The 12,763-nt window shown below is 63.1% G+C and carries 8 protein-coding genes and 2 tRNA genes; 6 read left to right on the top strand and 4 right to left on the bottom strand.

Annotated elements, in window-relative coordinates:
* Positions 1 to 4: 4 nt before the first annotated feature.
* The 3 genes from sugE to rdgC all read right to left on the bottom strand — a co-directional run bounded on the left by sugE (position 5) and on the right by rdgC (position 2,603).
* A complete protein-coding gene (gene sugE / locus OGV19_RS17525) occupies positions 5 to 322 on the bottom strand; it encodes a quaternary ammonium compound efflux SMR transporter SugE (RefSeq protein ID WP_054900524.1) in 318 nt (105 codons plus the stop codon).
* 229 nt (positions 323 to 551) lie between these two features.
* Positions 552 to 1,517, bottom strand: a complete 966-nt coding sequence (locus OGV19_RS17520; protein ID WP_264309906.1) for a bile acid:sodium symporter family protein — start codon at positions 1,515 to 1,517, stop codon at positions 552 to 554.
* Between the two features lie 165 nt (positions 1,518 to 1,682).
* A complete protein-coding gene (gene rdgC / locus OGV19_RS17515) occupies positions 1,683 to 2,603 on the bottom strand; it encodes a recombination-associated protein RdgC (protein ID WP_264309905.1) in 921 nt (306 codons plus the stop codon).
* Between the two features lie 217 nt (positions 2,604 to 2,820).
* Between rdgC and OGV19_RS17510 the strand changes: the two genes are divergently transcribed.
* From OGV19_RS17510 to OGV19_RS17500, 3 genes are all read left to right on the top strand, one after another.
* Positions 2,821 to 2,896: transfer RNA gene (locus OGV19_RS17510), tRNA-Val, on the top strand.
* Positions 2,897 to 2,909: 13 nt separating this feature from the next.
* Positions 2,910 to 2,986, top strand: a tRNA-Asp gene (locus OGV19_RS17505).
* A gap of 393 nt (positions 2,987 to 3,379) precedes the next feature.
* Positions 3,380 to 4,315 (top strand): IS110 family transposase, encoded by a 936-nt coding sequence (locus tag OGV19_RS17500; RefSeq protein WP_264309399.1) that lies wholly within the window; start codon positions 3,380 to 3,382, stop codon positions 4,313 to 4,315.
* A gap of 115 nt (positions 4,316 to 4,430) precedes the next feature.
* On the opposite strand, the gene map is transcribed toward OGV19_RS17500, so the two are convergent.
* Positions 4,431 to 5,207, bottom strand: coding sequence for a type I methionyl aminopeptidase (map, locus tag OGV19_RS17495; protein WP_264309904.1), 777 nt, complete (start codon positions 5,205 to 5,207; stop codon positions 4,431 to 4,433).
* Positions 5,208 to 5,497: 290 nt separating this feature from the next.
* Between map and OGV19_RS17490 the strand changes: the two genes are divergently transcribed.
* The 3 genes from OGV19_RS17490 to nirD all read left to right on the top strand — a co-directional run bounded on the left by OGV19_RS17490 (position 5,498) and on the right by nirD (position 12,753).
* Complete coding sequence (locus OGV19_RS17490) at positions 5,498 to 9,529, top strand: bifunctional nitrate reductase/sulfite reductase flavoprotein subunit alpha (protein WP_264309903.1); 4,032 nt, start codon at positions 5,498 to 5,500, stop codon at positions 9,527 to 9,529.
* A gap of 309 nt (positions 9,530 to 9,838) precedes the next feature.
* Positions 9,839 to 12,391: a nitrite reductase large subunit NirB gene (gene nirB / locus OGV19_RS17485; protein WP_264309902.1), complete on the top strand. Its 2,553-nt coding sequence runs from the start codon at positions 9,839 to 9,841 to the stop codon at positions 12,389 to 12,391.
* A complete protein-coding gene (gene nirD / locus OGV19_RS17480; RefSeq protein ID WP_264309901.1) occupies positions 12,391 to 12,753 on the top strand; it encodes a nitrite reductase small subunit NirD in 363 nt (120 codons plus the stop codon). The genes nirB and nirD overlap by 1 nt, the downstream gene beginning before the upstream one ends.
* Positions 12,754 to 12,763 lie beyond the last annotated feature (10 nt).

Genomic DNA, 12,763 nt, shown 5'->3' with positions numbered 1-12,763 from the left:
CGTGTCAGCTGGCGCTGACTTTCAGGCCGATCAGGCCGCAGACGATCAGCGCCACACTGACCAGTCGCACCAGGGCCATGGATTCGCCAAACAGGATAATCCCGGCGATTACCGTGCCCACGGCGCCGACACCGGTCCAGATGGCATAAGCGGTGCCTAGCGGCAGCTCCTTCATGGCCAGGCCCAGCAGGCCAAGGCTGATGACCATGGCGCCGACGGTGAGTACGGTGGGCAGTGGGCGGGTGAAGCCATCGGTGTATTTCAGGCCGACGGCCCAGCCGACCTCGAACAGGCCGGCGAAGAACAGGATGATCCAGGACATAGGTGCCTCCATTGTTGCCAATGATGGGGCCGTCCCCGGAATGGTCACGCGGTGCGTCGTGAGGCCGTCCTCACAGTGGGCACTAGGGTGCACATTTTCTGATTGCTGGGCAAGTCTGTGCTGGCCTCTTCGCGGGGCAAGCCCGCTCCCACAGGTACTCCACGGCTTTCAGGAGTGTGGAGTACTTGTGGGAGCGGGCTTGCCCGCGAAGAGGCCGGGTCAGGCAACATCAATCCCTGGCAGGCTCGCCATTCTCAACAGCTGACGAAGACTCTTCCATTCGCCGGAACCAGGTCGACAGCAACGCCCCGGAAATATTGTGCCAAACGCTGAACAGCGCACTCGGCACCGCTGCCAATGGCGAGAAGTGCGCCGCTGCCAATGCCGCCCCTAGCCCTGAGTTCTGCATACCCACCTCCAGCGCCAGCGACTTGCGCTGGGCCAGGGGCAACTTGCAGAGCTTGCCGGTCAGGTACCCCAGCAAATAGCCGAAGCTGTTGTGCAGCATCACCACCGCCATGATCAGCAGCCCCGATTCGGCGATCTTCGCCTGGCTGGCCGCCACCACCGCGCAGACGATCATGACGATGCTCACTACCGATACCAGCGGCAATACCTGCACGGCCGCCTGCACCCGCGCGCCAAGCAGGCGCTGGGCCAGCACGCCGAGCACGATCGGCAGCATGACCAGCTGCAGAATCGACCAGAACATGTCCATGAACGAGACCGGCAGCCAGGCCGAGGCCAGGAACCAGATCAGTGCCGGAGTCAGCAGCGGGGCGAGCAGGGTGGTGACTGCGGCAATCGCCACCGCCAGCGCCAGGTCGCCCTTGGACAGCCAGACCATCACGTTCGAAGCCGTACCGCTTGGGCAGCAACCGACCAGAATCACCCCTACGGCGATCTCGGCGGGCAAGTGGAACAATTGGCACAGCAACCAGGCCATGCCCGGCATGATCACGAAGTGTGCTACCACCCCCAGCATCACCCGCCAGGGTTGGCGGGCGAGGGCGGCGAAGTCGTCGAGCTTGAGGGTCAGGCCCATGCCGAACATCACCAGCCCAAGCAAAGGCACGATGGCCACTTTCAGGGCGATAAACCACTGCGGTTGCAGGAAGGCCAGCACGGCGAACACCAGCACCCAGAGGGCAAAGGTGTTGCCGACGAAGCGGCTGAGGGCGGCGAGGGCGCGCATGGGGAAGTCCTTGTACTTATATATAGAGGCGATTTTTGAAGGGCCATTCGCAGGCAAGCCCGCTCCCACAGGCTGAGCAAACACCTGTGGGAGCGGGCTTGCCCGCGAAAGGGCCGGTACTGGTCAACGATTAACTGTCAGGCCAGCACCGGCAAATCATAAAGGTTAGACCCCTTGCGGAATCTCCTCCCCACCCAAGGCCTCGAACAGCACCGGGAGGAACTCGGTAAAGGTCATCATCATCAGCAGGAAGCTCGCATCGAACTGCTGCTGGGCTTCATCGCCACCATCCTGTTCAGCCTGCTCCTGCAGCAGCTCCTCGAACTTCAGGCGCTTGATCACCATCTTGTCGTCCAGCACGAACGACAGTTTGTCTTGCCAGGCCAGGGCCAACTGAGTGACCACCTTGCCGGTGCTCAGGTGCAGCTGGATTTCCTCGCTGGTCAGGTCCTGGCGCTTGCAGCGCACGATGCCACCGTCTTCGGCGGTGTCGCGCAGCTCGCACTCGTCCAGTACATAGAAGCCTTCGGCCGCTTGCTGCGACTTGACCCAGTCGGTCATGGTGGCAACCGGCGCGATCTTCACGGTAGCGGGGCGCACCGGCAGCGAGCCCATGACTTCACGCAGGGTCGACAGCAGGTCTTCGGCGCGCTTGGCGCTGGCCGAGTTGACCAGGATCACGCCCAGGCGCGGCGCGATGGCGGCGAAGATCATCGAACGACGAATGAACGCGCGCGGCAGGAAGGCCTGGATGATTTCATCCTTGATCTGATCGCGTTCCTTTTTATAGACCTTGCGCATTTGCTCGGTCTCGATCTCTTCGACCTTCTCCTTGACGGCGTCATTGACCACACTGCTAGGGAGGATACGTTCTTCCTTGCGTGCGGCGATCAGCAGGAATTCACCGCTGACGTGCACCAGGGGAGCGTCTTCGCCTTTGCCGAACGGCGCGACGAAGCCATAGGTGGTCAGCTCCTGGCTGGCGCACGGACGGGCCGGCTTGCTGGCCAGGGCAGTTTCCAGTGCGTCGGCTTCGAATGAAACATCCTGGGTCAGGCGGTAGGTCAGCAGGTTCTTGAACCACATGAGGGGCAATCTCTCCTTAATGCATAAGGCGGGCATTATTCTCCGAGCGGTGGTTCCCGTCCAACCCTGTCAGAGGGCCAGTACCTCTCTATAAAGGAAGAAAAGCCCTGGGTTGCTAGGTCTTTGAAAGCCTTCGAAAATTTTTTTAAAAAAGTCGAAAAAAGTGCTTGCCAGGGTAGGGGCTCATCCGTAGAATGCGCGCCACACCGAGACGAAAGGGTGATTAGCTCAGCCGGGAGAGCATCTGCCTTACAAGCAGAGGGTCGGCGGTTCGATCCCGTCATCACCCACCACTCGATGTATAGCGCAGCGGTAGTTCAGTCGGTTAGAATACCGGCCTGTCACGCCGGGGGTCGCGGGTTCGAGTCCCGTCCGCTGCGCCATATTCAACTTCCAGGGCCCACTGAACACCCGGAAGTTACAGAAAAAGCGACCTTAGGGTCGCTTTTTTTGTTTCTGCATGCTGAAAAGTTTTGTGGTACAGCACGGCCTATGGACTGCCCCGCGAATATTGCCACGCGGTGCATGGCACCGGCTTTGCCAGTATTCGCGGGCAAGCCCGCTTGTGTCTTGGAGAGGGAATAGAATCTGAAGTGAGAGCGGTGAATGGCAAGCTGATAGCCCGAGGTGCCCAGAGCACGTGTGGGAGCAAAAGCTGCCATTCACCGTTCCACTTTGGCGAGAGCCCGAACAGTTGGATGAGGGGCGTAATCTCGAATCACAAGCGTGGGCCAAGCCAAAGCGCTCTCACTCCTTGAGTTTAAGAGGGTTTGGCCATGTCTTCCTCTGTCGGCATCGATGTTTCCAGTGCCACACTTGCTGTTCACATCCGCCCTGAGGGGGTGAACTTCAGTGTTTCCAATGACTTGAAGGGATTCCAACTGCTCGTCGAAAAGCTTGGCGGGTATGCAGTTTCAATGGTCTTGCTCGAAGCTACCGGTGGCTACGAGTGCAATGTCCTCAAAGCGCTGCAGGATGCCGATTTTCCGGTTTGCCGGATCAATCCCAGTCGTGCCCGGGACTTTGCCAAGTCGATGGGTAAACGCGCCAAGACCGATCCCATTGACGCAGCTGTTTTGGCTCACCTGGCTGAAGTTATGCCCCCACGGCCTTGCCAGGTGATGACACCCGAGCGGGCCTTGCTGCGCGAACTGCTTATGCAGCGGGATCGCTTCGTCCAACAGCGCGACGATGACAAGCGGCGCCTGAAGCAGGCGCGGGCTCCCAGTGTTTGTTTGCGGTTGGAACAACACATCGCCTATCTGAAGGGTGAAATTCGAGCGCTGGAACAAGAGATCGCACAGCAGGCAGCAGCTTTGCCTGATGACCGGGTTAAACAGCTCACTCAAGTCAAAGGAATTGGTCTGATTACTGCCGGAAAGCTGATGGCCTTGCTGCCAGAGCTGGGCCAGGTGGATAAGAAGGAAATTGCTGCCTTGGTCGGTGTTGCGCCGTTCAACCAGGACAGCGGCAAGCAGTCGGGCAAGCGTTCAATCTGGGGGGGGCGCTCACAAGTCAGGCGGGCGCTCTATATGGCCTGCTGGGTGGTGATACGGCACAACAAGGACTTCTGCGAGCGCTACAAAGCACTGCGAGCCCAGGGGAAGTGCGCGAAAGTATCGGTGGTGGCGTGTATGCGAGTATTGATAGTGAGGCTAAATGCGATGCTCAAGACCGGAACGCCCTGGAAGGAGCAAATAGCTCATTCGTAGGAGCAAGCCTTGCTGGCGATGCCCGGCACAGCCGGGCCTGGGGCGCTACGCGCCCCATCGCCGGCAAGGCCAGCTTCCACAAGAAGACAGTTGCTCCCACATGTTCGATGGCGCCTCAACGCTGGCGTTCTTCCTCCCGCAACGTCAGCACCTCAACCCCGTCCTCCGTCACCGCCACGGTATGTTCCCACTGCGCTGACAGCGCATGATCGCGGGTAATCACCGTCCACCCGTCTTTCAATGTCCGTGTTCCACGCCCGCCCTGGTTGATCATCGGCTCGATGGTAAACACCATGCCAGGCGTGAGCTTCATGCCCATGCCACGCTGGCCGTAGTGCAGCACTTCCGGCCCCTCATGCATCTGCTGGCCAATGCCATGGCCGCAGTACTCACGCACGACGCTGTAGCCCGCTGCCTCGGCATGGGCCTGGATGGCATGGCCAATATCGCCAAGCGTCGCGCCGGGGCGCACCTGCTCGATGCCTTTCCATAGCGCATCATAGGTGGTGTCGACCAGCCGCCGGGCCTCATCGCTGATCGCGCCAAGGCAGTACATTTTCGACGAATCGGCGATGTAGCCGCCCTGTTCCAGGGTGATATCGACATTGATGATCGACCCTTCCTTCAGTACTTCATCAGCCTTCGGCATGCCGTGGCAGACCACATGGTCCACGGAAGTATTGAGCGCGTAAGGGAAGCCGTATTGGCCTTTGCTCGCCGGGCGTGCCTTCAGGCTGTCGACGATGAACGCCTCGGCAAGGTCGTTGATCTGCATCGTGGTCACGCCAGGGCGTATGAAACGGTCGAGCTCGGCAAACACTTGGGCCAGTAATTGGCCGGCGTTGCGCATCAGGTCGAGTTGGGCGGGGGTTTTGAGGATCACCTGGGACATGGGGGGAGGGCAGTAACTCTGGCTGAAATGTGCCCCAGCATAGCGCCATGGGCCTTTGCGGTGCCACCGCATGGTGCGGCAAACCGGCCCTGCAAGCGCTTGAACCTGTACCAGGGCTTTCTCACGAAGCGGCCTGCACAGCTGGCCCGGTAATTGCTGACCTGCTCCTATCAAGGGCAATCAATGCCGATTGCCCGCACATTCTCACGACAAAGGCGCCGTGTTGCCCTGCTTGCCATGCGAGCCGGAGCAGCCGGCGCCTTTTGCGTTTCCAAACAGGAGACCGGCCCATGAGCAGCAGCGAAACACGCAGTGTCTGCCCGTATTGCGGTGTCGGCTGCGGCATTGTCATGAGCGTTGCCGATGGCAAGGTCGTCAAGATCAGCGGCGACAAGCAGCACCCCAGCAACTTCGGCCGCCTGTGCACCAAGGGCCTCACCGCGCACGTGCCGCTGACCGCCGCCGGGCGCATGGAGGATGCCTACCTGCGCCAGCAGCGCAGCCAGCAACCGGCGCGCACGGGCCTGGACCAGGCCATCAGCCAGGCCGCCGAGCGCCTGCGCGGCATCATCGAGCAGCACGGCGCCGATGCCGTGGCGTTGTATGTGTCCGGGCAGATGTCGCTGGAGGCCCAGTACCTGGCCAACAAACTGGCCAAGGGCTTTATTCGCACTCGTCATATCGAGTCCAACTCGCGGCTGTGCATGGCCAGTGCCGGTAGCGGCTACAAGCTGTCGTTGGGCGCCGATGGCCCGCCCGGTAGCTATCAGGATTTCGAGCGTGCCGACGTGTTTCTGGTGATCGGCGCGAACATGGCCGACTGTCATCCGATCCTGTTCCTGCGCCTGCTGGACCGGCTCAAGGCCGGGGCCAGGCTGATCGTCGTCGATCCACGGCGCACGGCCACCGCTGACAAGGCCGACTTGTTCCTGCAGGTACGCCCAGGCACCGACATGGCCTTGCTCAATGGCCTGCTGTACCTGCTGCACCAGAACGGCCAGACCAACGCTGACTTCATCGCCCGGCATACCGAGGGCTGGGAAGATCTGCCGCCTTTTCTAGAGGACTACAGCCCCGAGCGCGTCGCTGCCATCACCGGCCTGAGCGAAGCCGACATCCGCACCGCCGCCCAATGGCTCGGCGGCGCCAGGGACTGGATGAGCTGCTGGACCATGGGCCTTAACCAGAGCATTCATGGCACTTGGCACAGCAACGCCATCTGCAACCTGCACCTGGCCACCGGCGCCATTTGCCGCCCTGGCAGCGGCCCGTTCTCCCTGACAGGCCAACCCAACGCCATGGGTGGCCGCGAGATGGGCTACATGGGGGTGGGCCTGCCGGGCCAGCGCTCGGCGCTGGTGGAGGCCGACCGCGCTTTTGTCGAGAACCAGTGGAACCTGGCCCCTGGCAGCCTGCGAAGCGAAGGTGGCGAGGGCACCGTGGCGCTGTTCGAGCAGATGAAGGCCGGTGAGGTGAAGGCCTGTTGGATCATCTGCAGCAACCCAGTGGCCAGTGTCGCCAACCGCCAGCAGGTGATCGACGGCCTGCGCCAGGCTGAACTGGTGATCACCCAGGACGCGTTTCTCGACACCGAAACCAACCGTTACGCCGACATCCTCCTGCCGGCGGCGCTCTGGGCCGAAGGCGAGGGGGTGATGATCAACAGCGAGCGCAACCTGACCTTGATGCCCCGCGCCGTGGAGCCTCCAGGCCAGAGCCTGCCGGACTGGCAGATCATCGCCCGGGTCGCTTGTGCCATGGGCTATGCCGATGCCTTCGACTACCCCGATGCCGAAACAGTCTACGAAGAGATTCGGCGCTTCCATAACCCCGCTACCGGCTACGACCTGCGCGGCATCGGCTACCCCGACCTGCGCACGCAACCGCGCCAGTGGCCCTGCGCGCCAGGCCATGAAGCGCCGCGCAGCCCGCTGCGTTATCAGAACGACGGCAGCAGCCAACAACTGCTGCAGGACGCCGAGGGCAACCGCCCGGCGCTGGCATTCCCTACGGCCAGTGGCAAGGCGCGGTTTTTCGCACGGCCCTGGCTGCCCGCGTCAGAGCTGCCCGATGCTGACTACCCGATAGTGCTCAACACCGGCCGCGTGCAGCACCAATGGCACACCTTGACCAAGACCGGCAAGGTGCCTGCGCTGAACAAGCTCGAACCTGGCCCTTTTGTCGAACTTCACCCTGACGATGCCGCGCGCCTGGGTATCCGCGACAAGGACCAGGTGGCCATCCGCTCGCGGCGCGGGCAGGCGCTGTTACCCGCGCGCATCACTGATCGGGTCATGCCGGGTAACTGCTTTGCCCCCTTTCACTGGAACGATGTGATCGGCGAGCAGTTGGCCATCAATGCCGTGACCTGCGATGCGGTCGACCCACTGTCGCTGCAGCCCGCCTTCAAACACTGCGCCGTGGCCCTTGAGCGGGTTGCCGGCGAACGTATCGACGCCCTTGACCTGAGCGCCGCCACTGCCAACCCGGAGCCTGCCCGCATGCCGACCGCCACCCTGTCCCGTCTGCTTGGCCTGGACACCTTGCCGGCCCCGGTTCTGGCCGAGGAAGAGCGTCTTTACCTGCAGGGTTTTTTGCTCGGCCTGGACCAGGGCCGCGCTGAGGGTGTACCCAGCCTGCCGGCCAGTGCGCCGCTGGCCGCAAGCCGGCGGCTGTTTGTCGATGGGCTGTTGGCTGGCGTGTTCGCGCAGCCTTCGGTAGTGCCCAGCCTGACGCTGGCGGCGCCGCAGCACCAGGTGCTGTGGGCCTCGCAAACCGGTAACGGCGAGGCACTGGCCGAGCGCTGTGCCGAACGCCTACGTGGCGCCGGCCTTGCCGTGCAGCTCAGTTGCATGGACGCGGTCAGCCCGCAGCACTTGCACGGCGCCGCCAGTGTCGTGCTGATCGCCAGCACCTTCGGCGATGGCGATGCGCCCGACAGTGCGACGGCGTTCTGGCAAGCGCTGCAAGGCGAGGAGGGCGCTCACTGTGCCGACGTGCCCTATGCCGTGTTGGCTTTGGGCGACTCCAGTTACGACCAGTTTTGCGGGTTTGGCCGCAAGCTCGATCAGCGCCTGGCCGAACTGGGTGGGCGCAGGCTGCTGCAACGGGTGGATTGCGAGCCGGACTTCGATGAAGCGTTCGCCACCTGGCTCGACGCCTTGTCATCGCAGTTGGGTAGCGCCGCCGCGCCCCAGGCAAGCAGTGCGCCCTTGCCCGTGGAGGCCTACAGCAGGCAGCAACCCTGGTCGGCCACCTTGCTGGAAAACCGCGTGCTCAACGCCCCAGGTGCCAGCAAGGAGACCCGCCAATTGGTATTCGATCTGTCTGGCAGCACGTTTACCTACCAGGCGGGCGACGCCTTGGGCGTATGGCCGCGCAACTGCCCGGCACTGGTCGAAGAGTTGTTGGCGTTGATGCGCCTCGATGGCCAGGCCTTGGTTCACATCAAGGGCCAACCTGCGCTGCCGCTGGCCGTTGCCTTGGAAGCGCACCTGGAAATCGCCCAAGTCACCCCTGCACAGTTGCAGGTGTTCAGCCAGCGTGCCGAGGGCCTGCGCCGGTTGCTTGAGCCTGAGCACAAGGCCGAACTGCAAGGCTGGTTGTGGGGGCGGCAGTTGGCCGACGTCCTGCGCGAGTTCCCGCAGGACCTGCCCTTGGCCACTTGGCTCGACCTGCTCAAACCCTTGCAACCGCGCCTGTACTCGATCAGCTCCAGCCCGTTGGCGCACCCCGGCCAGGTTCATCTGACCGTCTCCACGGTGCGTTACGGGCAGCGCAAAGGTACCTGCTCGACCTTCCTCGCCGACCGCGCGCAAGGCATCAAGGTGGCGATCTTCCCGCAGGCATCGAAGCACTTTCGCCTGCCTGAAGACGACAACGTAGCGCTGATCATGGTCGGTCCGGGCACTGGCATCGCGCCGTTTCGGGCGTTTCTCGAAGAGCGCGAAGCGCGTGGGGCCAGCGGGCAGAACTGGCTGTTCTTCGGTGAGCAGTATGCTGCCAGCGACTTCTATTACCAGCAGCAGTTGCAGGCCTGGCAGGCGACCGGCCACGTGCGCCTGGAGACTGCGTTCTCCCGAGACCAGACCGAGAAAATCTATGTGCAGCAGCGCATGCACGAGCAGGGCGCTGACCTTTGGCGGTGGCTGGAAGCGGGGGCGTTCTTTTATGTGTGCGGCGATGCTCAGCGCATGGCCAAGGATGTGGACAGTGCCTTGCGCGCGATCGTCGCCGAGCATGGCGGTATGAGCGCGGCGGCGGCGGATGCTTATGTGGCGGCGCTGAGCAAGGCCAAGCGCTATCGGCGCGATGTGTATTGAGTGCACCGGGATGGTGAGGTGTGCACCTTGGCTGTGCGGTGTGTGTTGCTTGTGCCGGCCTCTTCGCGGGCAAGCCCGCTCCCACAGGATCTCTACTGATCCTGAAGCAGTGGGGATCCTGTGGGGGCGGGCTTACCCGCGAAGAGGGCCTAACAGGCGCTGCAGCATTTGGCACATTCCCTGCTTTACCAGATTCACAAACACGCCCCACTGATCAACGGCGATCAACCAGGGGCACACCCTGATGAGTACAGGCAAAGGCGCCTGGAGCTTCGGCTCCAGGCGTTTTTTTTTGATCGAGGATCGGCTATGAAGGCAACAGCGAACGGCGGACAACGAGAGAAACTGGTCATTGTCGGCAACGGCATGGTCGGCCACCACTGCGTCGAACAACTGATCGAGCGTGGCGCCTTGCAGCACTTCGAGGTGCGGGTGTTCGGCGAAGAGCGCCAGCGGGCCTACGACCGTGTGCACCTGTCCGAGTACTTTGGCGGCAGCTGCGCCGAAACCCTGGCCATGTGCGAGCAGGGCTTCTACACAAGTCAAGGTGTGCACCTGCACCTGGGCGAAGCCGTGCAGGAGATCGACCGCACGCGCCGCGAAGTGGTCACCGCCGAAGGCCGCTATGGCTACGATCAGTTGATTCTGGCCACCGGTTCCTACCCATTCGTGCCCCCGATCGAAGGCTCCAGCGGCAATGCCCGCCTGGTCTACCGCACCCTTGACGACCTCGACGCGATCCGCGCCGCCGCCCACGATGCCCGCCGAGGCGTGGTGGTTGGCGGGGGCTTGTTGGGCCTTGAAGCGGCCAATGCACTCAAGTCGCTAGGCCTGGAAGCCCATGTGGTGGAGTTCGCCCCACGCTTGATGCCGGTGCAGCTGGACAGCGAAGGCGGGGCGGCACTCAAGGCCCAGATCGAGGCGCTGGGTGTGGGGGTGCACCTGTCCCGCGCTACCCAGTCGATCAGTGCCGGCGAGGGCTATCGCTACCGCATGAACTTCGACGGCGGCGAGCACCTGGAAACCGACCTGATCGTGTTCTCCGCCGGTATTCGCCCGCAGGATGCCCTGGGGCGTGCCTGCGGCCTGGAAATTGCCGCACGCGGTGGGGTGGTGATCGACAATCACTGCCGCACCAGCGACGCGCGCATCTTCGCCATCGGTGAATGCGCTTCGTGGAACGGCAGCGTGTTCGGCCTGGTTGCGCCGGGCTACAGCATGGCGCGCAACCTCGCGGCGTTGCTGGTAGGGGACGCCGCGGTCGCGTTCACCGGCGCCGACATGTCGACCAAGCTCAAGCTGCTGGGCGTGGATGTCGGCTCGATCGGCGATGCCCATGGCGCCACGCCGGGCTCGCGCAGCTATCGCTTCATTGACGAAGCCAACGCGGCCTACCGCCGGCTGGTGGTGGATGCCAGCGGCAAGCATGTGCTGGGCGCGGTACTGGTCGGCGACAACAGCTACTACGACACCCTGCTGCAATACGCGCAGAACGGTATCGCCCTGCCTGCCGACCCCGCAGCACTGATTTTGCCGCAGACGGGTGGCGTACCCGCCCTGGGCGCCGATGCCCTGCCCGACAGCGCGACCATCTGCTCGTGCCACAACGTCAGCAAGGGCGCGGTGTGCGCTGCCATCGACAGTGGCTGCAGCGACCTCGCTGCAGTCAAGGGCTGCACCAAGGCCGCCAGCGGCTGTGGCGGCTGCGCGGCCCTGCTCAAGCAGGTGTTCGAGCACGAACTCACTGCACGCGGCGTGACGGTCGACAAGAGCCTGTGCGAGCACTTCGCCTACACCCGCCAGGAGCTGTACGGCTTGGTGCGGGTCGGGGGGATCCGCACTTTCCATGATCTGCTGGTTCGCCATGGCAAAGGCCATGTGGGTTGCGATATCTGCAAGCCGGCAGTGGGCAATATCCTCGCCTCGTGCTGGAACCAGCCGATCATGGACCCGGCGCTGGTGTCGCTGCAGGACACCAACGACACCTTCATGGCCAACATGCAGAAGAACGGCACGTATTCGGTGGTGCCGCGCATCCCCGGTGGCGAAATTACCCCGGACAAGCTCATCGTCATCGGCCAGGTGGCGAAAAAATACGACCTCTACACCAAGATCACCGGCGGCCAACGCATTGACCTGTTCGGCGCCCAACTGCACGAATTGCCGCTGATCTGGGGTGAGTTGATCGAGGCCGGCTTCGAGACGGGCCATGCCTACGGCAAGTCGACGCGCACGGTGAAGTCGTGCGTGGGCAGCACTTGGTGCCGCTATGGTGTGCAGGACAGCGTCGCCATGGCCTTGCGCCTGGAAGACCGCTACAAGGGCCTGCGCAGCCCGCACAAGCTCAAGTTCGCGGTCTCTGGCTGCACCCGCGAATGCGCCGAGGCGCAGAGCAAGGACATCGGCGTGATCGCCACCGACAAGGGCTGGAACCTGTATGTGTGCGGCAACGGCGGCATGCGCCCGCGCCACGCCGAGCTGTTCGCCACCGACCTGGACGACGAGACCTTGGTCCGCCTGATCGACCGTGTGCTGATGTTCTACATCCGCACTGCCGACAAGCTGCAACGCACCTCGGTGTGGCGCGAAAGCCTGGAGGGCGGGCTGGATTACCTCAAGCAGGTCATCCTCGACGACAGCCTGGGCCTGGCCACTGAGCTTGAGGCGCAGATGCAGCATGTGGTCGATCACTATGAATGCGAATGGGCCAATGCCCTCAACGACCCGGAGAAGCTCAAGCGCTTCCGCACCTTCGTCAACGACCACCGCGCCGACCCGGACGTGCACTTCGTCCGCGAGCGCGAACAACGTCGCCCTGCTGCACCCTTGCACCTGATCCCCACTGTCGAGGAGGCTGTCTGATGAACCTGTCCAATACCGCTGTAGCGCACCAACCCAACTGGCAAACGGTCTGCCAGGCCCATGACCTGGTTGCTGATTCCGGCGTGGTGGTCTGGCACGCGGGTGCCCAGGTGGCGCTGTTTTATCTGCCAGGGCAGGAGCAGGCGTTGTATGCGCTGGACAACCGTGACCCGCGCTCTGGCGCCAACATCATCGGCCGCGGGTTGGTGGGGAGTGTGCAAGGGCAGTTGGTGGTGGCGGCGCCGCTCTACAAACAGCATTTCAGCTTGCACAGCGGGCATTGCCTGGAGGATGCGGGGCAACGGCTGCGGGTGTGGCCGGTGCGGATAAATGGCGACGCGATAGAGTTGGCGGTGGCCTGAGCGGTAGCGC

This window comes from Pseudomonas putida (assembly GCF_025905425.1).
GTDB lineage: Bacteria > Pseudomonadota > Gammaproteobacteria > Pseudomonadales > Pseudomonadaceae > Aquipseudomonas > Aquipseudomonas putida_AF.
Note: the sequence above shows the minus strand (reverse complement) of the source record. Positions and strands in the feature narration are given on the sequence as shown.